Annotated in this window: 21 protein-coding genes and 2 pseudogenes; 19 read left to right on the top strand and 4 right to left on the bottom strand. The window is 60.2% G+C overall.

Translation table 11 applies throughout. The features are described 5' to 3' along the window. Positions 1 to 159 precede the first annotated feature (159 nt). The gene (gene aceA / locus AC1DYF_RS27365; protein WP_477880332.1) at positions 160 to 1,449 is read left to right on the top strand and encodes an isocitrate lyase; all 1,290 of its coding nucleotides are present in this window, start codon (positions 160 to 162) and stop codon (positions 1,447 to 1,449) included. A gap of 69 nt (positions 1,450 to 1,518) precedes the next feature. Continuing rightward, the gene (locus tag AC1DYF_RS27370; RefSeq protein ID WP_477880334.1) at positions 1,519 to 1,752 is read left to right on the top strand and encodes an SMc00767 family acetate metabolism repressor; all 234 of its coding nucleotides are present in this window, start codon (positions 1,519 to 1,521) and stop codon (positions 1,750 to 1,752) included. A gap of 60 nt (positions 1,753 to 1,812) precedes the next feature. Here the strand turns inward: AC1DYF_RS27370 and AC1DYF_RS27375 are convergent, their stop codons facing one another. Further along, positions 1,813 to 2,682, bottom strand: a complete 870-nt coding sequence (locus tag AC1DYF_RS27375) for a LysR family transcriptional regulator (RefSeq protein WP_477880336.1) — start codon at positions 2,680 to 2,682, stop codon at positions 1,813 to 1,815. A 177-nt stretch (positions 2,683 to 2,859) separates the two neighbouring features. On the opposite strand from AC1DYF_RS27375, the gene AC1DYF_RS27380 reads away from it, so the two are divergent. From AC1DYF_RS27380 to AC1DYF_RS27390, 3 genes are all read left to right on the top strand, one after another. Then, a complete protein-coding gene (locus AC1DYF_RS27380) occupies positions 2,860 to 3,012 on the top strand; it encodes a hypothetical protein (RefSeq protein ID WP_477880338.1) in 153 nt (50 codons plus the stop codon). A gap of 219 nt (positions 3,013 to 3,231) precedes the next feature. Next, positions 3,232 to 4,416: a sensor histidine kinase gene (locus AC1DYF_RS27385; protein WP_477880340.1), complete on the top strand. Its 1,185-nt coding sequence runs from the start codon at positions 3,232 to 3,234 to the stop codon at positions 4,414 to 4,416. A 35-nt stretch (positions 4,417 to 4,451) separates the two neighbouring features. Further along, positions 4,452 to 4,802: a response regulator gene (locus tag AC1DYF_RS27390; protein ID WP_477880341.1), complete on the top strand. Its 351-nt coding sequence runs from the start codon at positions 4,452 to 4,454 to the stop codon at positions 4,800 to 4,802. 180 nt (positions 4,803 to 4,982) lie between these two features. Here AC1DYF_RS27390 and AC1DYF_RS27395 read toward each other — a convergent pair. Next, positions 4,983 to 6,338: pseudogene (locus AC1DYF_RS27395) on the bottom strand (glutamine synthetase family protein); the annotation flags it as partial. A 13-nt stretch (positions 6,339 to 6,351) separates the two neighbouring features. On the opposite strand from AC1DYF_RS27395, the gene AC1DYF_RS27400 reads away from it, so the two are divergent. The 12 genes from AC1DYF_RS27400 to AC1DYF_RS27455 all read left to right on the top strand — a co-directional run bounded on the left by AC1DYF_RS27400 (position 6,352) and on the right by AC1DYF_RS27455 (position 19,852). Further along, positions 6,352 to 6,549: a hypothetical protein gene (locus AC1DYF_RS27400; protein WP_477880343.1), complete on the top strand. Its 198-nt coding sequence runs from the start codon at positions 6,352 to 6,354 to the stop codon at positions 6,547 to 6,549. Positions 6,550 to 6,709: 160 nt separating this feature from the next. After that, positions 6,710 to 6,853 carry a hypothetical protein gene (locus tag AC1DYF_RS27405; protein WP_477880344.1) on the top strand — a complete coding sequence of 48 codons (144 nt, stop codon included), beginning with the start codon at positions 6,710 to 6,712 and terminating at the stop codon, positions 6,851 to 6,853. Between the two features lie 391 nt (positions 6,854 to 7,244). After that, positions 7,245 to 9,779 carry a methyl-accepting chemotaxis protein gene (locus AC1DYF_RS27410; RefSeq protein WP_477880345.1) on the top strand — a complete coding sequence of 845 codons (2,535 nt, stop codon included), beginning with the start codon at positions 7,245 to 7,247 and terminating at the stop codon, positions 9,777 to 9,779. Positions 9,780 to 10,024: 245 nt separating this feature from the next. Beyond that, positions 10,025 to 12,532, top strand: a complete 2,508-nt coding sequence (locus AC1DYF_RS27415; RefSeq protein ID WP_477880346.1) for a methyl-accepting chemotaxis protein — start codon at positions 10,025 to 10,027, stop codon at positions 12,530 to 12,532. 103 nt (positions 12,533 to 12,635) lie between these two features. Next, a complete protein-coding gene (locus AC1DYF_RS27420; protein WP_477880347.1) occupies positions 12,636 to 12,926 on the top strand; it encodes a ribbon-helix-helix domain-containing protein in 291 nt (96 codons plus the stop codon). Then, a complete protein-coding gene (locus tag AC1DYF_RS27425; RefSeq protein ID WP_477880348.1) occupies positions 12,913 to 13,257 on the top strand; it encodes a type II toxin-antitoxin system RelE/ParE family toxin in 345 nt (114 codons plus the stop codon). The genes AC1DYF_RS27420 and AC1DYF_RS27425 overlap by 14 nt, the downstream gene beginning before the upstream one ends. Before the next feature lie 97 nt (positions 13,258 to 13,354). Further along, on the top strand, positions 13,355 to 14,641 hold the full coding sequence (locus tag AC1DYF_RS27430) for an NAD(P)/FAD-dependent oxidoreductase (RefSeq protein ID WP_477880350.1): 1,287 nt from the start codon (positions 13,355 to 13,357) through the stop codon (positions 14,639 to 14,641). Between the two features lie 118 nt (positions 14,642 to 14,759). Next, entirely contained in the window at positions 14,760 to 16,208 is a 1,449-nt protein-coding gene (gene zwf, locus AC1DYF_RS27435) for a glucose-6-phosphate dehydrogenase (protein WP_477880352.1), read from the top strand. 37 nt (positions 16,209 to 16,245) lie between these two features. Further along, positions 16,246 to 16,944, top strand: a complete 699-nt coding sequence (gene pgl, locus AC1DYF_RS27440; RefSeq protein WP_477880354.1) for a 6-phosphogluconolactonase — start codon at positions 16,246 to 16,248, stop codon at positions 16,942 to 16,944. A 55-nt stretch (positions 16,945 to 16,999) separates the two neighbouring features. Beyond that, the gene (edd, locus tag AC1DYF_RS27445) at positions 17,000 to 18,817 is read left to right on the top strand and encodes a phosphogluconate dehydratase (RefSeq protein WP_477880355.1); all 1,818 of its coding nucleotides are present in this window, start codon (positions 17,000 to 17,002) and stop codon (positions 18,815 to 18,817) included. Further along, a complete protein-coding gene (locus AC1DYF_RS27450) occupies positions 18,814 to 19,302 on the top strand; it encodes a GNAT family N-acetyltransferase (RefSeq protein ID WP_477880356.1) in 489 nt (162 codons plus the stop codon). Before edd ends, AC1DYF_RS27450 begins: the two co-directional genes overlap by 4 nt. Positions 19,303 to 19,339: 37 nt before the next feature. Continuing rightward, the gene (locus AC1DYF_RS27455) at positions 19,340 to 19,852 is read left to right on the top strand and encodes an N-acetyltransferase family protein (RefSeq protein WP_477880358.1); all 513 of its coding nucleotides are present in this window, start codon (positions 19,340 to 19,342) and stop codon (positions 19,850 to 19,852) included. A gap of 3 nt (positions 19,853 to 19,855) precedes the next feature. Here AC1DYF_RS27455 and AC1DYF_RS27460 read toward each other — a convergent pair whose 3' ends face one another. Further along, complete coding sequence (locus tag AC1DYF_RS27460; RefSeq protein ID WP_477880359.1) at positions 19,856 to 20,878, bottom strand: zinc-dependent alcohol dehydrogenase family protein; 1,023 nt, start codon at positions 20,876 to 20,878, stop codon at positions 19,856 to 19,858. A 108-nt stretch (positions 20,879 to 20,986) separates the two neighbouring features. Between AC1DYF_RS27460 and AC1DYF_RS27465 the strand changes: the two genes are divergently transcribed. Both AC1DYF_RS27465 and AC1DYF_RS27470 read left to right on the top strand, forming a co-directional pair. Next, the gene (locus AC1DYF_RS27465; protein ID WP_477880361.1) at positions 20,987 to 21,928 is read left to right on the top strand and encodes a LysR family transcriptional regulator; all 942 of its coding nucleotides are present in this window, start codon (positions 20,987 to 20,989) and stop codon (positions 21,926 to 21,928) included. 204 nt (positions 21,929 to 22,132) lie between these two features. Next, positions 22,133 to 22,297, top strand: a complete 165-nt coding sequence (locus tag AC1DYF_RS27470) for a hypothetical protein (RefSeq protein WP_477880363.1) — start codon at positions 22,133 to 22,135, stop codon at positions 22,295 to 22,297. Positions 22,298 to 22,306: 9 nt separating this feature from the next. On the opposite strand, the pseudogene AC1DYF_RS27475 reads toward AC1DYF_RS27470, so the two are convergent. Beyond that, positions 22,307 to 22,525, bottom strand: a pseudogene (locus tag AC1DYF_RS27475) (bifunctional methylenetetrahydrofolate dehydrogenase/methenyltetrahydrofolate cyclohydrolase); the annotation flags it as partial.

The raw sequence follows: 22,525 nt of genomic DNA on the forward strand, positions 1-22,525 counted from the left end.
ACAAATTTACAGATCACCTTTGTCAAACTTAGCACATCATAACCTGATTAATAAGGCGATTTTTGCCAATTTTATAGCGAATTTTGCAACGCAATGTAAATTCCACCTCATCGAACCACGAGCGCAAATCTCTGGTCAACAGAGCAGATGGAGTGACCTATGACTGATTTTTACAATCTTGTCCCGAATGCGCCGCAAGGCCGTTTCGATGGCATTGAGCGCCCCTATACAGCCGAAGACGTCAGGCGGCTGCGTGGCTCGGTGGAAATCCGTCATTCACTGGCGGAAATGGGCGCCAATCGTCTCTGGAAGCTGATCCAAGGGGAAGATTTCGTCAACGCGCTTGGCGCGCTTTCCGGCAACCAGGCCATGCAGATGGTTCGCGCCGGGCTGAAGGCGATCTATCTCTCCGGCTGGCAGGTCGCTGCCGACGCCAATACCGCGTCGGCCATGTATCCCGACCAGTCGCTCTACCCGGCCAATGCCGCACCGGAGCTGGCGCGCCGCATCAACCGGACACTGCAGCGCGCCGACCAGATCGAAACGCAGGAGGGCAACGGGCTTTCGGTCGAGACTTGGTTTGCGCCGATCGTTGCCGATGCCGAAGCCGGTTTCGGCGGGCCGCTCAATGCCTTCGAGATCATGAAGGCCTTCATCGAGGCGGGTGCGGCCGGCGTCCATTACGAGGACCAGTTGGCGTCGGAAAAGAAGTGCGGCCATCTCGGCGGCAAGGTGTTGATCCCGACCGCTGCACATATCCGCAACCTGACGGCCGCGCGGCTCGCCGCCGACGTCATGGGTACGCCGACGCTGATCGTCGCGCGCACCGACGCCGAAGCCGCCAAGCTGCTGACCTCTGACATCGACGAGCGCGACCAGCCTTTCGTCGACTACGACGCCGGTCGAACCGTCGAAGGTTTCTACCAGGTGCGCAACGGCATCGATCCCTGCATCGCCCGCGCGATTGCTTATGCGCCCTATAGCGACCTGATCTGGATGGAGACCTCCAAGCCCGATCTCGGCCAGGCACGGAAATTCGCCGAGGCGGTGCACAAGGCGCATCCGGGCAAGAAGCTCGCTTATAACTGCTCGCCGTCGTTCAATTGGAAGAAGAATCTCGACGACGATACGATCGCCAAATACCAGCGCGAACTCGGCGCTATGGGCTACAAATTCCAGTTCATCACGCTGGCCGGCTTCCATCAGCTGAACTACGGCATGTTCGAACTGGCGCGTGGCTACAAGGACCGGCAAATGGCCGCCTATTCCGAACTCCAGCAGGCGGAATTCGCCGCCGAAGCCAACGGCTACACGGCGACCAAGCATCAGCGCGAGGTCGGCACCGGCTATTTCGACGCGGTGTCGCTGGCGATCTCGGGTGGCAAATCGTCGACCACGGCGATGAAAGAGTCCACCGAGCATGCCCAGTTCCGCCCCGCGGCGGAATAAGGAATTCCCCTCCCCTCAAGGGAGGGGCGAGACTTCCACCTTCAAGAACCCCGATAGAGGAGAAATGCCATGACTGTCCAGACCCGCGTCAAGGAACGCGCCGAGGAACAAGCTTCCACAATGACCGCCGAACAACAAGCTGCGATCCGCATGGTCGCCAACGACCTGCACCGGCTCAATCAGTCCGTCATGAAGGCGGTCGATGCCGGCGTGTCGGTTGAGCTGATCCGTTCGGCCAGGCACCACAATGAAGGCAATTGGGGCGATCTGCTGATCCCCGTCGTCGTGGCACAGGGCAACTGACCCCGCGCGCCGCCGGCCCGTACCGGCGATAACCCGGATCGCCTCCGCGGTCCGGGTCTTTCAGCTTGTCCGGCTTGGGCGCTTGCCGGCAAACACATCCACATGGCTCTTCAACAGCCTGACCAATCGGTCATAGATCAGCCGGATCTCCCGGCGATTGCGGTCGTCATTGTTGGTCACCAGCCATTGCTTGTGACGAAGTTCGCCGATCTCTTCACCGGCTCGTTCAAGCATCGGATCGAGGTCGCCGATAAAACAGGGCAGCACGACCAGTCCTGTGCCAGCGCGGGCAAGATCGACCAGCGATCGCGGCCGATTGACCGTAGTGACGATCTCGCCCGGCCGGTTTTGATGCGGCCAGCGGAGATAGTTGGAGATCGCTTCGCTCTCCTGCACTGCGATCCAGCGGTCGAAATGCGGGCCATTCTTCTGCCGGTAGGCGGCGTAGGCGACCTCGCTGATGAAGCGGGAAGCAAGGTTCGGCTCATCGGGCTCAAAGGCGCGCATGCCGATGTCGTTCTCGCGATGAGACAGCGGTGCACGCCGCTCCGCCATGGAAAGTTCGATACGGATATTGTCGCGCTCGGTACAGACGGCGCGGAAATTCTCCGACACCAGCAGGCCGACCCAGGTGCCCAGCGCGACGCGCACCCTAACCTGGCCGGCGCTTTCCTGCCGCCAGTTTTCGACGCGGCGCACGGCAGCTTCCATGTCGCGCAATTCATCGAACAGCACCTGGCCATCAGCAGTCAGCGCATAGCCGGCCTGGCTGCGACCGAACAGCGACCGGCCAACCGCTTCTTCGAGCTGCAGGATACGGCGGCCGACCGTGGCGGGACTGAGGCCGGTCGCTTGTGCTGCGCCAGTCAATCCGCCCTGTCGAGCGACGATGAGGAATATCTGATAGCCATCCCAGCCGATGTTTTTCATGATTGAAAAACATAGTTCTAATTAATACGTAGATAAAGAGATTTTTGTCGGATAAAAACAAGCTCTCCCACAAGGCCACCGCGCCCAAAACGAATTTTCTCGCGAGACCGACCACGCTCTGTCGATTGGGCGCGCTCGCGACCGACTATTCGTCGCAACTCACCAAGGAGACTTCAGATGACCGACATGCTCGCCGCGTTTCATTTCGTTCGCTATCTCGAACTGCGCCGCAAAGAGGAGGAGTTTTATCGTGATTATCCGCCGCAGCCGCGGTTTTCCGTGGCGCTCGGGATTTTCCGGAGATTGAGGGGAAAGTCGAGGGAGGCTTGAGCGTGCAGCTATTCTATCTGCCTGCCGGGCAACTTCCTTAACGATAACCGCCGTTCTTCCCCCGGTCGAGACCTCGACTGCAAATTGCAGCTGGCGTGGTCTTCCGTTATGATTTACGCTGCCTGTCTATGCTGATTTGCGCGCCGAGGGGGCCGATCCATGCGCAGGAAGGTCCTCCATAGGCGTGCATCTCCTACGGACAGAGGGAATATCGGCCTCATGGCCTTCGGGAAATCGGACCTGAGTCGCCTTCGCAGCCTTGAGCGTGAGAACGAGCGGCTGAGGCATGAACTCGAAGCGCTCAAGGCTGCCGTCATCGACACGGATGCGGCGACGGAGCCAATGGCTTTGCCAAGGAGCACTTGGCAGGACACCGTGACGGCATTGAAGGAGAGTGAAGAGCGGTTTCGCGCCTTCGTCACAGCCAGTTCGGATGTCGTGTATCGGATGAGCGCCGATTGGCTCGAAATGCGCCACCTCGAGGGCAAGGACTTCATTCCGACAACCGTGGAGCCGGACCAGACCTGGCTCACCAAATATATCCATCCCGATGATCAGCCGGAAGTGATGGCGACCATCGAAAAAGCCATCCGGACGAAGAGTATTTTTGAACTGGAGCACCGCGTCCTGCGTGTCGACGGCACACTGGGCTGGACCTTTTCCCGCGCCATTCCTCTTTTCGACGAAAGCGGTGAAATCCTTGAGTGGTTCGGCGCGGCCAGCGACGTCACACAGAGGAAGCGTCACGAACAGCATCAGCGAATGTTGCTGGACGAACTGAATCACCGGGTCAAAAACACGTTGACCACCGTACAGTCCATGGCCAAGCAGACGCTTCGCAACGCCTCGAATTTGAGCGAGAGCCGAGAGGCCTTCGATGCAAGGCTGATCGCCCTGTCAAAGGCACATAACGTCTTGACGCGGGAGCAATGGGAAGGCGCGGAATTGCGCGAGATCGTCCGCGACGCGCTCGCAGCCTATGTATCGGGCGCGCACGAGCATAGCATGCGCTTTGATGGACCGAGGATTCGCCTGCAGCCGAAGGCCGCCCTTGCATTGTCGATGGCCCTGCATGAACTCGCCACCAATGCGGTCAAATATGGAGCGCTTACCGTTCCAGGCGGAATGGTTGAGGTTAGCTGGCGGATCGATGAAGACTCTGGATATTTCTACCTTCGCTGGATCGAGCAAGGTGGACCGCCGGTGGCAATTCCGCTTAAACGCGGATTTGGTTCACGGCTCATCGAGCAGGGTCTTGCGCAGGACCTCTATGGCGACGTCAAGTTGGAATTCGCCCAGGATGGTGTGATTTGTTCGATTGAGGCGCCTTTGGAGGAGCTTCGTGTTCAGCACGAAGAGCCACAGCGGCCAGATTCGCTTAATTTGAATATTCGAGGCATCTAGTCATGGATATCGGGGCAACCCTGAACGGTCGAAGCGTGCTGATCGTCGAGGACGAGTCGATGGTCGCCATGTTTCTTCAGGATACGCTCGAGGACATCGGATGCACCGTGATCGGTTTGGCGCCAAGACTGAACGAAGCGCTCAAGAAAGCGGCATCACTGGTCTTCGATATCGCTATCCTCGATGTCAATCTCAACGGCAGCAGCAGCTTCCCTGTCGCCGAAGTTCTCAGGGCTCGCGGTCTGCCATTCATTTTCGCGACCGGATATAGCAGAACGAGCCTGCCTGAATTTTTGCAGCGGGTGCCGATCGTGCAGAAACCTTTTCAGCAGCGGGAACTGGAGACCGCGATTTGCACAGCTCTATCGCAGAAGGCTGAAGAATAGCAATTTCCGCGCACAAGGACGTATCGGCGGTTTGTCACCGCCAGAAACGATCCGAGATTGACACGCCGGGGCCACAAGTCTCCACTCCAAGCACTAAAGCCATGCCGTTAGTACGGATCGCGCGTCGTGCAGGGGCGAACGCCCGCGCAGCAAATACCGCCGAGCGCTCGCACACGAACTTCAGACATTCAGCAGCAGATATTCCCGCTCCCAGGGGCTGATAACCTGCATGAAGGTCTCGAACTCCCCGCGCTTGACTCCGGCATATATGCCGATGAATTCGTCGCCGAAGACCTCGCGCAGCGCCGGCTCGTTCTCCATCAGCGAAACGCCCTCGAGCAGGCCGCGCGGCAGTTCCACGGAACCCTCATTCGCCGTTCCGTCCGAAGGCGGGGTCGGCTGCAGGCCTTTCATGATCCCGAGCCAGCCGCAGGCGAGTGAAGCCGCCAAGGCCAGATAGGGATTGGCGTCCGAGCTCGGCAGGCGGTTTTCGACGCGGCGCGCGGCGGCGTCGGAGACCGGAACCCGGAAAGCCGTGGTGCGATTGTCGTTGCCCCAGGCATTGTTGACCGGGGCGGACATGCCCGGCGTCAGGCGGCGGTAGGAGTTCACATAGGGCGCCATCATTGGCAGCGACTTCGGCACATAGGCCTGCATGCCGCCGATAAAGTTGAAGAACTCCTTTGAGGGCGACCCGTCAGGGTTGGAGAAGACGTTCTTGCCGGTCTTGATGTCGACCACGGACTGGTGGATATGCATCGCCGAACCCGCCTGCCCCTGCATCGGCTTGGCCATGAACGTGGCGTAGATGCCATGCCCCATCGCTGCTTCGCGAATGGTGCGCTTGAACAGGAAGACCTGGTCAGCCAGCTCGATCGGATCGCCGTGGCGCAGGTTGATTTCGAGCTGAGCCGGCCCCTCCTCATGGATCAGCGTATCGATCTCCAGGCCTTGCGCCGCCGAGAAATGGTAGATGTCGTCGATCAGCTCGTCGAATTCGTTGATGCCGGCGATCGAATAGCCCTGTCCGCCCTGGATCGAGCGGCCGGAGCGCCCTTGCGGCGGCTTCAGCGGATAGTCGGGGTCATCGTTCTTGGCGACGAGATAGAATTCGATTTCCGGTGCCACGACCGGCTTCCAGCCACGGTCCTTGTAGAGCGCCAGCACATGCTTGAGCACATTGCGCGGCGTGTAGGAGACCGGCTTGCCGTCCGTGTCGATGATATCGCAAATCACCTGCGCCGTCGGGTCGGTCTCCCATGGCACGACCGAGAGCGTCGACAGATCCGGCACCAGCTTGATGTCGCTGTCGCGGGAATCGTAGCGAAACTCCTCCGTCTCCTCTGGATAGTCACCGGAAATCGTGTGGCGGTAGATCGCCGACGGCAGCGCCAGCGAGGTATTGGAGGTGAATTTCGACGACGGCATCATCTTGCCGCGCGGCACGCCTGCCAGGTCGGGTGTGATGCATTCGATGTCCTCGATACCGCGGACACGCAGCCATTCAGCCGCTTCTTTCCAGTTGGTGACACCGCGGGAACGCAACAGCATGGGCGAAGGCTTCGGAGGAAGTTCTGTTGTTGTCCTGACTTTCTTGCCGAGCGCTTTTCGTGCGACCATGATGCACCGTTTTGAGGTTGATAATCCGGTGATCATAGCGGTTTGCGGTCAATTGGCGAGAGGGGGAGAGCATTTTCGCCGCAAATTTCCCAAATTCCTGGACGAATTGGCGGCGGACATGAATTGACCGGAATCAATGTCTTTAACCGGCAGGACTGCTACACAGTTCTCGACTCACCGGCGACGCATCGACAATGCCGGCGCGGACCCGCTTCGCAACCGAAGGCAGATTCAGGCGTTATTAACGGAACGCGCCCATTCTGAGATAAACGAAAGGGGAAATTGGAATGCAGAACGACAGACGGAGGCAGGCCCGCGCAATTGCCATCGCCAAGACGGCTGACGACCGGTTTCGGAAGATGGAGGTTATTGCCTTCGCCGTGACGATGGCAGCAGCCTGCCTTTACGGGTTGATGACGTTCGTCCTTTGAAATCCGATCGGCCTCTCGATTCGCATGATGCGGATTGCCGAACTGCGGACCCGATCTTGAGAAGTGCCACGATCGGATCGCTCGGGCGACGCCAGCTGAAAATCGTCTGCAAATCGAAATGCTCAAGTAATTTTCAAACAACGGTCGTCCGCCGCTTCACCAACCCTATACGTAATTGATTAAATTCATCGATTTTTATTAGCGGTAATTTAATTTTAAGGGCCACCCGCGATAGTAGGCGAAACGACGATGATGTCGGCAAATGCCCTGACACGCGGGTGCGATGATTGCGCTCAGTGTTTCGAAGACACCGCACCCTGCCGGCACAAACAAGATGGGTCACGGACGCATTCGCAAAGGCATTTGCCCGCCAATTGAAGGAGGCAAATGAATGAACATCGACCGCATACTGTCCCGCTTTAAGATTCAGACCAAGGTCCTGATTTTCATTTTCCCGTTCGTGGTCAGCATTTCAGCCGTCGGTGTCACGGGCCTTTATGCCTCGGGCCTCCTCCAAGGGCGCATGGAAATTTCCAACAGCGTCCTGCAATCGCTTTCAGGCTTCAAAGATGTTTCGGCGGCGATGGGCCGCTTCCTCGAAAATGCGACACCGGAAAGCCGCGACGACGTTGCCCAGAAGCTGGCCAGCCAGCGCGACATGCTGCAAGGCATGCTGGGGCATCTCGGCAAGAACGCGGAAGGCCGCGCCGATCTCGAAGAGGCGACCAAGTCCATCGACAGCATCATCGACCATATGAGTGGCCTCTGGACGCTGCACGAGACGGAAACCAAGCTATCCGACAGCCTCCAGAACAGCCTGAACGTCGTCGTCGCCTCGCAGATGAAGATCACCGAGGCCACCACCCAGGTGCAGCGACAGATGAACAACGACCAGAACGCGGCGAAATCGCTGCTGCGCGAGGCGGACCGCATCCAGGTCAACGCTCAGGGACTGGTCGATATCGCCAACGGCTACATGAAGGCCAAGACGCCGCAGGACAAATTCAACCTGATCAAGAATAGCCTTGGCGATCTGAAGAAGCGCCAGCGTATCCTGGCTGCCGCGCTGCCCGCATCGAACAAGGCGATCGTCAAGTCGCTCACCGCCTCTATTTCCGATCTCTCTGCAGTGATCGACAGCAAAGACCCGTCCGACGAAAATGTTGCCAAGATGCAGACGAAGCTGAGCGGCTTCCGGCAGTTCAACGTCTATCTCGGCCTTGCGGCTGCACAGAAGATGAAGCAGGCGACTGACAATTTCGCCAAGCTCGATGCACCGCTGGTCAAGGCCGAGGGCCTGCTCAACGACAGCCGCAAGCTCGTCACTTCGGGTTATTCGATCCAGATCCTGCTCGCCAAGTTCATGCTCATCCCCAACGAGCAGAACCGCACCCGTCTTGCGGATGATTTCGAAATCGTCAAGAAGGATATGATCCCTCTCGCCGGCTCCGCCAAGGACCTGCCTTTCTATGCCGACCTGCAGAAGACGTTCATTCCGGCGCTGGACGAGATGGACAAGGACAGCAAGGCGCTTGTGAAGGTATCGGAGCAACGCCACACCGACTTTGCGGCAGCGGCCAGCGGTGTCGATACGATCTGGAAGCAGTTGACGACCTTCGCCGAACTGCAGAAGCAGAGCGCCGGCAAGGAACGCCAGGACGCCAATTCGATTTCGATCGGCGCCACGGTCCTGGGCATCATCATCGCCATCTTCGCCGGCATCGGCCTGGTCATGACGTTCAAGGGGCCGATCGGCCAGATCACCTCGTCGATGCGCAGGCTCGCCGAAGGCGTGCTCGACACCAAGATCAACGGCGAGGCCCGCGTCGACGAGATCGGCGAAATGGCCCGCGCGCTTGGCGTTTTCAAGCAGAACGCGCTTTCCAAGATCGAGATCGAGCGCCAGAGCGAGTCTGAACGCACCGCCGCTGAAGCCGAGCGCCAGCGCAACGACCAGGAAAAGCTCGACGTGGACCGGCAGATCGATTTCGCCGTCAACGCGCTCGCAACAGGTCTTGGACGTCTCGCGGCCGGCGATATTTCGCAGACGATCGAGACGCCGTTCTTCGGCCGGCTCGAACAGCTGCGCAACGACTTCAACGGCTCGCTGCTGCGCCTCCAGGACACGATGAGCCAGATCCGCAACAACACCTACATGATCCAGCGCAATGCCGGCGAGATGAGTTCATCCGCTGACGAACTCTCCAAACGCACCGAGCAGCAGGCCGCTTCACTCGAGCAAACGGCAGCTGCGGTCGAAGAAATCACCGTCACGGTCAAATCCTCCGCCGAGCGTGCCGAGGAAGCCAACTCGATCGTCGCCGAGACCAAGCGGGCAGCGGATGCCTCGTCGGCCGTCGTGCAGAACGCTATCGATGCGATGGGCAGGATCGAGGATGCCTCCAACCAGATCGTGCAGATCATCGATGTGATCGACGAGATCGCCTTCCAGACCAACCTCTTGGCGCTCAATGCCGGGATCGAGGCCGCGCGCGCCGGCGAGGCAGGCAAGGGCTTTGCGGTTGTGGCGATGGAAGTGCGCGAACTTGCCCAGCGTTCAGCGAGTGCGGCCCAGGAAATCAAGGGACTGATCGACAAGTCGAGCACGGAAGTCTCCGCCGGCGCGCGGCAGGTGCAGCAAACCGGCACCGTGCTGTCGGAGATTTCCGCCAAGATCGTCACCGTTTCAGAACGGGTCGAGATGATCGCCATGGCCAGCCGCGACCAATCCATCGGGCTGGCCGAGGTCAATTCCTCGGTCAACCAGATGGACCAGATGACCCAGCRCAATGCCGCCATGGTCGAAGAGACCAATGCCGCCACCCGGCAGCTCGCCCAGGAAGCCGACGCGCTGATGATGCTGGTCGAGCAGTTCAAGCTTTCGACACAGGAGCGGAACGGCGGCCATTTGAGCCGCGCCGCCTAACCAAGGAAACGACATCAATGGACATGGCACGGGTCGAAAAGCCCGTGCCATTCGTTTATTTCCAGGGCGTTACGGAAATAATATCAATTTGACTAATATGTTTTTAGCCGATCATTAAGAGCAAAGTGCGACCCTCGCCAATTGAAAATGCGCTCGCGCGCTCAGCCGGAGTCTTTGGGGAAAAAGGCACGGGCTGACCAGGGCAATGCGATGGTTTGGGGGAATGTGCTTTGATTGATAAATTTATGTCCCGCTTCAAGATTCAGACGAAGGTCATCGTCCTGGTTCTGCCGTTCGTGGTCAGCATTTCGGCCGTCGGCCTGACTGGGCTCTATGCTTCCGGCTTGCTTCAAGGCCGCATGGAGATTTCCAACAGCGTGCTGCAATCGCTCTCCGGCTTCAAGCAGGTGTTCGCCAGCATGAGCGATTTTCTCATGCAGCCGACGCAGGCAAACCACGACCGCGCCGCCAAAGACACGGAAAATCAGCTTACCCTGTTGAAGGAGACCACGGAGAGCCTGCGGAAGGATACCGATGTCTCGACGCTCGACACTGCGGTAGCCCAGTCGCAGACGATCTCCACCAATATCGAGAAAATCTGGGGACTGCAGAAGGATCAGGAGACGATCCTCGCAAACGTCGCCAAGGCCCAAGCCGCACTCCTCGACATGCAGGGCCAGGCGGGCAAGCGCTCCTTCAAGCTGATCGCGGCAGCCAAGAAAAAAGAGAAGACCGAAAAGAAGGGCCTGACATCGGGTATGGAGCTTGACGGCGTCTCCGTCCTGCTCGATGCCATGGTGGTCGATTACGGCAAGGTCCTGACACCCGAGGACAAATTCAAGGTCTTCACCAAATACGCGCCGGACCTTCAAGGCGCTGTCGGCAAAGTCCTGGCATCTCTGCCGAAACAAAAATTGCCCTATGGCAAGAAGTTCGAGAAACAGGCGAACCAGCTCCTGACGCAGATCAAGGCCAAGGATCTGAGCGATGCGGCGATGGGACAGGCCAATGGCATTCTCAACAATTTCCGCGGCACGGCCTCGATGTTCAAGCAATTCGGCGGCGACCTGATGCGCCAGTCGATCCTCAACCTGGCTGCTGCCGATGTGGAAATCTCCAGCGCCGACGGCGTCGCCAACAATCTGCGGGCTATCGTCAGCGACAACAACGAAATCCGTGTCGTGTTTGCCGAACTGCTCGCCAATCCGGACGAAGATGCGGTCAAGAAGGTTCAGCAATCGCTCTACATGTATGCCAACGAGGTAGGCAGCCTTTCCACGGCCGTGAAGGACGATCCGTTCTTCGCCGACCTGCCGAAGAAGATGCAGCAGATCCTGGACGGACTGGATAAGAATGCCGTCGATCTCTCCAAGAATGCGCAGCAAAAAAAGCAGGAATTTGCGGCTGCGTCCAAACAGATCGATAGCACATGGAATCTGCTGATCAATTTTGCAGAGAACCAGAAGGTCAATGCGGGTGTCGAGCGGCAACAGGCAAACACCATTTCGGTGGGTGCAGTTCTGGTCGGCATCCTCGTCGCCATGGCGGCCGGTGCGGCTCTGGTGATCACGCTCAAGGGGCCGATCGGTGCCATCACCTCGGCCATGCGCCGGCTTGCAGAAGGCAGGCTCGATACGTCGATCTCCGGCGAGAAGCGGCCGGATGAAATCGGCGACATGGCGCGCGCGCTCTCTATCTTCAAGGACAATGCGTTGGCGAAGATCACGATGGAGGAACAGGCCGAGCGCGCCCGCGAAACGGCCGAGGAGGAACGCGTCCGCAACGAGGCTGAAAAGCAGGAGACGGCACGGCAGATCCAGTTCGCCGTCGATGCATTGGCCCAAGGCCTCGGCAATCTCGCACGTGGCGAGCTGATGACGCTCGACAAACCGTTTGCCGGCAATCTCGAACAGTTGCGCAACGACTTCAACAGCTCGATTGCCGGCCTGCGCGACACGCTCAACGACATCCGCGCCGCGTCCGGCCTGATCCAGGACAATGGCCGGCAGATGGCCGATGCCGCCGACGAGCTCTCCAAACGCACCGAGCAGCAGGCTGCATCGCTCGAACAGACGGCGGCAGCGGTGGAAGAGATCACCGCCACGACCAAGACCGCGTCAGGCCGCGCCGCCGAAACCAAGAACATCGTCGCCACGGCCAAGCGCAATGCCGACAATTCCTCCGGCATCGTGCAGAACGCGATTTCGGCCATGGGCCGGATCAAGGATGCATCCGACAAGATCAGCCAGATCATCGACGTGATCGACTCGATCGCCTTCCAGACCAATCTGCTCGCGCTCAATGCAGGCGTCGAGGCGGCCCGCGCCGGCGATGCCGGCAAGGGTTTCGCAGTCGTCGCCCAGGAAGTGCGCGAACTGGCGCAGCGGTCCGCCAAGGCGGCGAAGGAAATCGGCGAACTGATCGGCAATTCGGCCGATGAAGTGTCGACCGGCTCGCGCTACGTCACGGAAACCGGCGAGGCGCTGATGGAGATTTCCCGCCAGATCGTCGAGATTTCCGGCCATGTCGAGCTGATTGCCACGTCGGCCAGCGAACAATCGGTATCGCTGATGGAGGTCAACTCGACGGTCAACCAGATGGACCAGATGACCCAGCGCAATGCCGCCATGGTCGAGGAAACCAATGCCGCGACGCGTCAGCTTTCGGAAGAGGCCGATCACCTGATGGAACTGGTCAACCGCTTCCATCTGGATGACGAAGGCTATTACGACGCAGGCCGCCGCGCCGCCTGATTTCCGCTTGGATCTCCCTACCCTGCCCCGCGCCCGGCCGATTGCTTGGCGCGGGGTATGATTTTATGCTACTCTTCCGGCAGGTCTCTAAGGAGGAAAAGCCATGCAGTCGGCAGAGAAGATCAGCATCACCGTCACTCCCGAAATGCTGCGGCTGATCCGCGAAAGCGTCGATGCTGGCGAATATGCCTCGACCAGCGAGGTGATCCGCGACGCGATGCGGCTCTGGCAACGCCGCCGCGAGGAGCATGCGGAGGCGATCAAGTCGATCAAGGCGCGTATCCGGCGGTCGCTGGACGATCCGCGGCCGGATGTGTCTAGCGAAGAGGTCCGGGCGCGAATGGAAGAGTACATGGCTCGAGCGGAAGCGGAAGACGTGAATGCGTCATCTTAAGGTTGGCTATCGAGACGAGGCAATTCTGGACCTCCAGAATATTTACGACATCGTCTTCGAAATGAGCCAAAACCGACCGACTGCGAAGCGCTTCGTCAGCCGAATTGAAGACCGCTGCGAACGCATCGGGTTCGTTCCTCATGGCGGTCGGCCACGCGATGATCTCGAAATGGGGCTGCGCACCGTGCCCTTCGAACATTCCGCCATCATTGCCTACAAGGTCGAACACGATCGGGTCCGCATAACGAATATCTTTTACGGCGGCCGGGACTACGAGACATTCTATCTCGGAGCGCTGCCCGACGACGGGGACTTCGAAGGCGAAACCTGACGCCTTCCACCATATCACATGCCTTGCTCCTTCTCGTCCGGATGGGCTATCAGAGAGGCGCCCGACCGACGGGTGCAAGCATCTGAGGTGTTGATAAATGGCATGGCAGAGCCCGATCTCTCCGGGTATATCCTGGTATGAATCCTCGATCGAGGAGCGTCCGGAATATCCTCCCCTCGACGGATCGACGAAAGCCAATGTCGCCATCATCGGTGGCGGCTTCACCGGGCTGCAGGCTGCTTACCATCTCGCCAAGGCCGGGACGGACGTCGTGCTGGTCGATGCCAACCGGTTCGGCGACGGGGCATCGGGCCGCAATGGCGGCCAACTGGGCACCGGGCAGCGTTGGTGGCCGGAGGACCGTGAAGAGGAATTCGGCATCGAAACCTCACGCGCTCTGTTTCACATGGCCGAAACCGCCAAGCGCAACCTGATCGATTTCGCGGCTTTGGAGAATTTCGAGATCGATTATGTCAAGGGCCACATGATCGTGGCCCACAAGGAGCGCTTCGAGAAGGAGTTTCGCGCCAATCCGGTGATCGCCGCCGAGCGTTACAACTATCCGCATCTCCGCTTCATGAACCGCGAGGAGACGGCCTTCGTCACCGGCTCCAGCCGGTTCCATTTTGGCATCTATGACAGTGAAACCGGCCATATCCATCCGATGAAATATCTGGTCGGCCTTGCCCGCGCAGCAAAACACGCCGGCGCCAGGATCCACGAAATGACGGCAGCCAAGTCGATCCGGTCGGACAACGGCAAGGTCGTGATCGAGACGACACGCGGCACGATCACGGCCGACAAGGCGCTCGTGGCCACCGACGCCCATACCGGCAGGCTTGAGCCGAATACGGCGGCGCATGTCATGCCGATCGGTTCCTTCATCGGCGCGACGCCGCCGCTCGACAAGTTTCCCGAGATCATTGCCGGCGGTGAATCGATCTGCGATTCCCGCTTCGTCGTGCGCTACTGGCGCAAGACCAAGGACAACCGGCTGCTGTTCGGCGGTCGCGAGGCCTATACGTCCAACGCACCCAGTGACATCACCGCTCACATCCGCCGCCAGGTGACGGAGATCTATCCGCAGCTCAGGGATATCGAATTCACCCATGGCTGGGGCGGCTCCGTGGGCATCACGCTGCCGCGCACGCCGTATGTCCGCCAGGTCATGCCCAACGTCACCTCGATCGGCGGCTATTCCGGCCACGGCATCATGCTCGCCAATTATTGCGGCCGTCTTTATGCCGAAAGCCTGCTCGGCAAGGCCAACGATCTCGATCTCTACCGGTCGCTGAAAGTGCCCCCCTTCCCGGGCGGGCAGAATTTCCGTGCCCCCTTGCTCTTCCTTGCGTTGACGTGGTTCTCGTTGATGGACAAGGTATAGGACAGGGAGCAGCCATTGCGTGACGCGAGAAAAAGTTCATATTTCCGTCGCGAAGCGCTGGTATTTTTAAATCGATTAGATTACACAACCCCCTGTCCGGAAAGATGAGAGAACGCCGATGAGCAGCCAGATCATTCCCGTAGAACCTTTCGATTATGTCGTCTTCGGCGGCACGGGCGATCTCGCGGAGCGCAAGCTGTTGCCCGCACTTTTCCATCGCATGGAGTCCGGTCAATTCACGGACCCTACTCGGGTCATCGGTGCCTCGCGTGCGGAGATGACCCACGAGGCTTACCGCAAGTTCGCGACCGACGCGCTCAAGGAATTTTTGAAGCCGGGCGAATTCACGGAAGAATCGCTGGCCCGCTTTACCTCGCATCTCTACTATGTGTCGGTCGACGCCGGTTCCGAACGCGGCTGGGACAACCTGCGCAAACTGCTCGATGAAGGCAAGGACCGGGTCCGGGCCTTCTACCTTGCGGTCGGGCCGCAGGTCTTCGGGCCGATCAGCGACCGCATCCGCGACCACAAGCTGATCACGAAAAATACCCGCATCGTCGTCGAGAAACCGATCGGCCGTGACCTCGCCTCGGCGCTGGAGCTCAACGACCAGATCGGCAGGGCCTTCAAGGAAGAACAGATCTTCCGCATCGACCACTATCTCGGCAAGGAGACAGTGCAGAACCTGATGGCGCTACGCTTTGCCAATGCGCTCTACGAGCCGCTGTGGAATTCGGCCCATATCGACCATGTGCAGATCACGGTGGCGGAGTCGGTCGGCCTCGAGGGCCGCGCCGGCTACTACGACAAGGCCGGCGCACTGCGCGACATGGTGCAGAACCATATCCTGCAGCTCGTCTGCTTGGTGGCCATGGAGGCTCCGGCCTCGATGGGCGCCGAAGCGGTGCGCGACGAGAAGCTGAAAGTGCTGCGGGCACTCAAGACGATCGACGCCTCCAACTCCGACAAGTTCACCGTCCGCGGCCAATACCGCGCCGGCGCGTCCGACAAGGGTGCGGTCAGGGGTTATCTCGAAGAACTCGAGGGTGGTGTTTCCAACACCGAAACCTATGTGGCGATCAAAGCCGAGATCGGCAACTGGCGCTGGGCCGGCGTACCCTTCTATATCCGCACCGGCAAGCGGCTCGCGACGCGCGTGTCTGAGATCGTCATCACCTTCAAGTCGATCCCGCATTCGATCTTCGACTCGTCGGCCGGCCGTATCAACCAGAACAAGCTGATCATCCGCCTGCAGCCGGACGAAGGCGTCAAGCAGTCGCTGATGATCAAGGACCCCGGCCCGGGCGGCATGCGGCTGCGGGAAGTGTCGCTTGACATGAGCTTCGCCCAGGCGTTCGAAGTGCGCAATCCGGATGCCTATGAGCGGCTGCTTTTGGATGTCATCCGTTCGCAGCAGACGCTGTTCATGCGCCGCGACGAAGTCGAGGCCGCATGGCGCTGGGTCGACCCGATCCTGAAGGCCTGGGAAGAGACCGCCCAGCCGGTGCAGGGATATACGGCCGGCACCTGGGGGCCGAGCCAGTCGATCGCGCTCATCGAGCGATAGCACAGAGCAATGACGACAGAGAGCTGAGGCAGCACTGATGGCATACCATTTCAATACGTTTCCGAATGGTGCCGCGCTCGCACAAGCCCTGGCCGACACAGTCTCGGAAGCGCTGAGCAGCGCGATCGCCATACGCGGCCGTGCGTCGATCGCCGTATCCGGCGGTTCGACGCCCAAAGCTTTCTTCCAGGCGCTGTCGGCCAAGCCGATAGCTTGGGACAAAGTAAAGATCACGCTGGTCGACGAGCGCTTCGTCTCCGAGACCAGCGACCGCTCGAACCATAAGCTGGTGGCGCAGAACCTGCTGCAGAACGAAGCGGCCAAAGCGAGATTCATCCCGCTTTATCATGCCGTCGCCGATGCCGAGGACGCCGCCCTGGTGGCGACCGGCGACATGCGTGACGTCGCATCACCTTTCGACGTCGTCATTCTCGGCATGGGCGGCGATGGGCACACGGCTTCGTTCTTCCCGGGTGGCAACAATCTGGAACGGGCGTTGAAACCGTCAACGCCGCGCAGTGTCATCACCATGGAGGCGCAGGATGCCGGCGAACCGCGCCTGACCTTCACCTTCTCTGCTCTCCAGGATGCGCGTTTGCTCGTGCTCCACATCGAGGGTGAGGCGAAAAAGCCGGTGATCGACCGTGCGCTCGCCGAAGGAGCGACAAGCACGCTGCCGATTGGCCGCGTTATCGCTACAGCAGCATCCGATACCGAAATCTACTGGGCGCCCTGAAGGGTGCCGACGATGCCGTGACCTCCCACACGGCATGACATAGAAAGGACAGACCATGGCAGCCGACAAGAGAATTGCGGCGATCACCGCTCGTATTGTTGAACGTTCGAAGCGCGCCCGCGAGACCTATCTGGGTCGCATACGGGATGCCGCGTCCAAGGGACCGCATCGGTCCGTGCTCGGCTGCGGTAATCTCGCTCACGGCTTCGCGGTCTGTTCCCCCGCCGAGAAGGAGATGCTGGCTGGAGACCGTGTTGCCAATCTCGGCATCATCACCGCTTATAACGACATGCTGTCGGCGCACCAGCCCTACGAGACCTATCCGGCACTGATCCGTGAGGCGGCGCGCGAGGCAGGCGGCGTGGCGCAGGTGGCGGGCGGCGTGCCGGCCATGTGCGACGGCGTGACCCAGGGCCAGCCGGGCATGGAACTGTCGCTGTTCTCGCGAGACCTGATCGCCATGGCGGCCGGCGTCGGTCTTAGCCACAACATGTTCGATGCCGCCGTCTATCTCGGCGTCTGCGACAAGATCGTGCCGGGCCTGGCGATCGCGGCGCTGACCTTCGGCCACCTACCGGCGGTCTTCATTCCGGCCGGACCGATGACCACGGGCTTGCCGAACGATGAAAAAACCAGGGTCCGGCAGTTGTTTGCCGAAGGCAAGGTCAGCCGCGCCGAATTGCTGGACGCCGAGTCCAAGTCCTATCACGGCCCCGGCACCTGCACTTTCTACGGCACGGCCAATTCCAACCAGATGCTGATGGAAATCATGGGCTTCCATATGCCCGGATCATCCTTCATCAATCCCGGCACGCCGTTGCGCGAGGCGCTGACCAAGGAGGCGGCGAAGCGCGCGCTTGCCATCACCGCGCTTGGCAACGAATTCACGCCCGCGGGTGAGATGATCGACGAGCGCTCGGTCGTCAATGGCGTCATCGGCCTGCATGCGACCGGCGGCTCGACCAATCACACAATGCATCTGGTGGCCATCGCCCGCGCCGCCGGTATCCACCTCACCTGGCAGGACATTTCGGACCTTTCGGATGCGATCCCGCTGCTGGCCCGCGTCTATCCGAACGGGCTCGCCGACGTGAACCATTTCAATGCCGCAGGCGGCATCGGCTTCCTGATCCGGGAATTGCTGAAGCAGGGGCTGCTGCATGACGATGTTCGCACCGTCTTCGGCCATGGCCTCGACGCCTATACGGTCGAGGCACGGCTGGGCGAGAACGGCGCGGTGACCCGTATGCCTGTGCCGGCCGAGAGCGGCGATCCGAAGGTGCTGTCGACGATCGACGCGCCGTTCCAGTCAACCGGCGGGCTCAAGATGCTCAAGGGCAATCTTGGCACTGCGGTCATCAAGACATCCGCGGTGAAGCCCGAGCGTCATGTTATCGAAGCGCCGGCGCGTGTCTTCCACGACCAGTCGGAACTCAATACCGCCTTCAAGAATGGCGAACTGACCGGCGATTTTATCGCCGTCGTCCGCTTCCAGGGTCCGAAAGCCAATGGCATGCCGGAACTGCACAGGCTGACCACCGTGCTCGGCGTGTTGCAGGATCGCGGCCAGCGTGTGGCGTTGCTGACGGATGGCCGTATGTCCGGCGCTTCGGGCAAAGTGCCGGCGGCAATCCATGTGACGCCGGAGGCCAAGGAGGATGGGCCGATCGCCAAGATCGAGGATGGCGACATCGTCAGGATCGACGCCATTCATGGCAAGATCGAAGTGCTTGTCGATGCCGAGGAGCTGGCCTTGCGCCAACCGGCAACGGCTGACCTGTCGCACAATGATTACGGCATGGGCCGCGAGCTGTTCTCGATCTTCCGCCAGATGGCCGGGCCGGCCGATCTTGGCGGCGGAGTGCTGAATTGATTCGTCGCGCCACGGCCGCCGATCTCCCGCGCATCATGGAGATCGAACGCATGCCGGGCTATGAACAACTTGTCGGCCGATCCTCGGCCGATTTTCACGCCCGCGTCATCGACGATCCGGACCATGCCTATCTTGCAGGCCTTGCCGAGGATGGCATGATCGGCGGCTTCTGCATATTGCGCGATCTTACCAACGCACAGGGCAATACATACCTCAAGCGCTTTGCCGTCGCGTCTCCCGGGCGGGGGTTTGGCAAAAGACTGCTTGCCGAGATCGTCGACTGGGTGTTCGACAGCACGCTGACGCATCGCTTCTGGCTCGACCACATCATCACCAACGATCGCGCCCGGCATGTCTACGAGGTCAACGGCTTCCAGCGCGAGGGCATTTCGCGGCAGGCCTATATTCTGCCGGACGGCAGTCGCACCGACCTCTCCGTCATGTCGGTCCTCAAGCCGGAATGGCAGGCTCTGCGGCATCGCTGACTTGCAAAGCGCCCCATGTGCTCCCTAAATCTTCGCTATGAGCGTATGGAGCCTGCAGACGATCCTCCGGCGCGCGACGGCGGCCGATATACCGGCGATCATGGCGATCGAACGGCAACCCGGCTATGACGCGCTTGTGGGACGCTGGGACGAAGCGCAGCATTTCCACAACATCAGCAAGCCCGGCGTGCTCTACTTCGTCCATGACGATGGGGAGGGCATCCCCATCGCCTTCGCCGCGCTCTCGGGCCTTGGCCATCGCGACGGCGTTGTACAGATCAATCGCATGATCGTGCGGACACCGAACATGGGCACCGGCAAGTTGTTTCTGTCGGAAGTCATGCGCGTGGCATTCGAGGGCGCGCCCACGCAGCGCCTGTCGCTGAGCGTGCTGCCCGACAATCATCGGGCGCTGCATCTCTATCACGGCATGGGTTTTCGCGAGGACAGGCTGATGCGCGGGGCCGGCACGCTGCCGGACGGCAGGCGTGTCGACCTGTTCTCGATGTCGATCCTCTACGAGGACTGGGCGGCGCGGGGCGTCGTCTGACAGTCAGACCGTGAGGACGATCTTGCCGAATGGGCCTCGGTCAAGATGATCAAGCGCCGCCGGCAGGTCGGCGAATTCGTAAGTCCTGTCGATGACCGGCTTCAAGCCATGTTCATCAACGATGCGGCCAAAGCGTTCCAGGGCATTGCGCGGAGCGACGTTAATGCCTTGAATCGAGACCTGCTTCAGCATCAGCGGTGCGGTCGGGCCGGCGAAGGCAAAACCTTCGATGACGCCGATTACTGACACACGACCCCCAATCGCGGAGACATCGACCGAGCGACCGACATTGTCGCCGCCAACGATTTCGAGCACATGATCAACTCCGTAGCCGCTGGTATGGGCTATGACGGCATCCGTCCAGTCGCCCGCATTGCGGTCTATCGCCAGATCGGCGCCCAGCGCCCGCGCGCGCTCCGCTTTCTCGGTCGAAGACGTCACGACGATCACACGCGCGCCAAGCGTCTTGGCGATCTGCAGGCCGAACAGCGAGACGCCGCCCGTACCGTGGGTCAACACCCAATCGTCCTGTCTGATCTTGGCGCGCTCGGCAAGCGCCATCCAGGCAGTCGAGCCGGCAACAGTCAATGTGCTTGCCGCAGCCATATCGAGCGTTGCGGGCTTCCGAACGAACCAGTCCTCCGGGAAGCAGACAAAGGATGAGAGCACGCCCGGATAGACGCCACCCAGTGAACGATAGGGCAAGTCGCGCGCGGCACCCTGCGGCAAGCCATCGACATAGCCGGGCATGAAGAGCGTCACGACTTCGTCGCCTAGGCGGAAGCGTGAAGCCCCCTCCCCGACTGCCGCGACTTCGCCGGCGAGATCCGATGCCGGCGTAAAGGGAAAGGCAAGCGGTGCGCCCATGCCGTTTCCGATCATCAGCTTGTCACGGTAATTGAGGGAAACCGCTGCCGTCTTGACCAGGATCTCACCAGGTTTCGGGGTCGGAATGGAAACCTCTTCGAGCCGGAGGTTTTCGCGCCCAAATTTATTCATGACCCAGCGTTTCATCGTCTCTGCCATCGTATTCTCCTGACGGGCTTGTTCGATGGCGGTTTATATCGCTTCACTGGTGGATACAGTTGCGATATAAATTCTCCTTATTGTATCCTGTATTTCTACAGAGGCGACATGGACGATCGGTTTGCGGATATTGGCGTCTTCGTGGAAGCGGTCGAGCGCGAAGGCTTTTCCGCGGCGGCGGCGAAACTCAATCTGTCGCGATCGGCGGTCGGCAAGACGATTGCACGGCTGGAGGAACGGCTCGGTGCGCGGCTCTTTCATCGGACAACTCGGCAATTGTTCCTGACCGAAGCCGGGCAGGTCTTTTACGAACATTGCCGCAAGGCGCTATCGGAGCTGCGTGCGGGTGCCGCCCTGATCGAGAGCGGCCAGCAGCAGGCGACCGGACTGTTGCGCGTGACATTGCCCGTGGTCTACGGCCAGACATGCGTCATGCCGGTGCTGCTCGATCTGGCGCGAGAACATCCCGGCCTGGAGCTCGATCTGCATTTCAGCGACCGGCGCGTCGATATCCTTCAGGACGGTTTCGACCTCGCAATCCGCAGCGGCGATCTTGACGACACGGTCGGTCTGATGACGCGCCGGTTGGCCCACCAGCGCATGACCCTCTGTGCCTCGCCGGACTACCTCGCCGAACATGGCCGCCCCGAGAGCATCGCCGATCTTGCTCGCTATGATGCAATCATTTATGGGCGCATAGAGGCGACGCGCAAATGGCTGTTCCCCCGACCCGATGGTTCATTGGAGGAAATCGTGCCAAAGTCGCGCATGCGTCTCGATGACCTGAAGTCAATCTTGATGGCTGTGGTGGATGGTTTTGGCATCGGCTGGCTACCGTGCTGGCTGGTGCGCGAGCACGTCCGGTCCGGCCGGCTGGTACAGCTTGTCGAACGCCATCTGCGCTTTGAAATCCCCTGCTACGCGCTTTGGCCGCGGAGTCCGCACCTGCCTTTGAAGGTGCGCGTGGCGATCGACGCGCTGGCAGAACGGCTGCCGGAAGTTTCCCGACTGCGGGATGATGATGCTATTTGCATTTCAACGGAGGCATAAGGTTCGATGAGGAAGAAGGCGCCGGCTGAAGTTTAATCTTGCAAATTTCGAATTGCATTCCATGCTTGTGAAGAACACAGACAGCGCGCGCGGAAATCCGATGACGAAAGTGGTGCTATCACTTCCCAACCCACTCAAGGAATGGGCAGAGAAACAGGCGGTGAACAATATCTCGGGAGCGTCGGAGACTGCGTCGAAAGCCCCTTGCAAGACGAGTGTGAGCGGCAGGAAGCTTTGGACGAACTCGATCACCTGATCCAGGAAGGCGAGGATAGCGGCATCAGTGATCGTACTGTCGCCGAGATCCTGGCCGAGGCCCGCCAACAGGCGGAAGCACTCTTTGACGCCAAGCTCGCCCGCTTCGAATAGCGGATAGCCTCAGAATTTCGGCGCCGGCTTGCCGGCCTTGCGATGGGCGGCGATCACCGTGTTGGCCATCAGCATGGCAATGGTCATCGGGCCGACGCCCTTCGGCACCGGCGTGATCGCGCCGGCCACGGGCTCGCAGGAGGCGAAGTCGCAATCGCCGACAAGCTTGGACTTGCCTTCGCCTTTTTCCGGCGCGGCGACGCGGTTGATGCCGACATCGATCACGGT

It is taken from the genome of Rhizobium sp. P2_G9 (assembly GCF_056403475.1).

Coding starts and splice junctions, on each gene's coding strand:
- AC1DYF_RS27415 (WP_477880346.1), top strand. CDS start 10,025: ATGTCCCGCTTCAAGATTCAGACGAAGGTCATCGTCCTGGTTCTGCCG.
- AC1DYF_RS27405 (WP_477880344.1), top strand. CDS start 6,710: ATGCAGAACGACAGACGGAGGCAGGCCCGCGCAATTGCCATCGCCAAG.
- edd (WP_477880355.1), top strand. CDS start 17,000: ATGGCAGCCGACAAGAGAATTGCGGCGATCACCGCTCGTATTGTTGAA.
- AC1DYF_RS27370 (WP_477880334.1), top strand. CDS start 1,519: ATGACTGTCCAGACCCGCGTCAAGGAACGCGCCGAGGAACAAGCTTCC.
- AC1DYF_RS27385 (WP_477880340.1), top strand. CDS start 3,232: ATGGCCTTCGGGAAATCGGACCTGAGTCGCCTTCGCAGCCTTGAGCGT.
- AC1DYF_RS27430 (WP_477880350.1), top strand. CDS start 13,355: ATGGCATGGCAGAGCCCGATCTCTCCGGGTATATCCTGGTATGAATCC.
- AC1DYF_RS27465 (WP_477880361.1), top strand. CDS start 20,987: ATGGACGATCGGTTTGCGGATATTGGCGTCTTCGTGGAAGCGGTCGAG.
- pgl (WP_477880354.1), top strand. CDS start 16,246: ATGGCATACCATTTCAATACGTTTCCGAATGGTGCCGCGCTCGCACAA.
- zwf (WP_477880352.1), top strand. CDS start 14,760: ATGAGCAGCCAGATCATTCCCGTAGAACCTTTCGATTATGTCGTCTTC.
- AC1DYF_RS27375 (WP_477880336.1), bottom strand. CDS start 2,682: ATGAAAAACATCGGCTGGGATGGCTATCAGATATTCCTCATCGTCGCT.
- AC1DYF_RS27460 (WP_477880359.1), bottom strand. CDS start 20,878: ATGGCAGAGACGATGAAACGCTGGGTCATGAATAAATTTGGGCGCGAA.
- AC1DYF_RS27400 (WP_477880343.1), top strand. CDS start 6,352: ATGGGCGAAGGCTTCGGAGGAAGTTCTGTTGTTGTCCTGACTTTCTTG.
- AC1DYF_RS27455 (WP_477880358.1), top strand. CDS start 19,340: ATGAGCGTATGGAGCCTGCAGACGATCCTCCGGCGCGCGACGGCGGCC.
- aceA (WP_477880332.1), top strand. CDS start 160: ATGACTGATTTTTACAATCTTGTCCCGAATGCGCCGCAAGGCCGTTTC.
- AC1DYF_RS27425 (WP_477880348.1), top strand. CDS start 12,913: ATGCGTCATCTTAAGGTTGGCTATCGAGACGAGGCAATTCTGGACCTC.
- AC1DYF_RS27420 (WP_477880347.1), top strand. CDS start 12,636: ATGCAGTCGGCAGAGAAGATCAGCATCACCGTCACTCCCGAAATGCTG.
- AC1DYF_RS27380 (WP_477880338.1), top strand. CDS start 2,860: ATGACCGACATGCTCGCCGCGTTTCATTTCGTTCGCTATCTCGAACTG.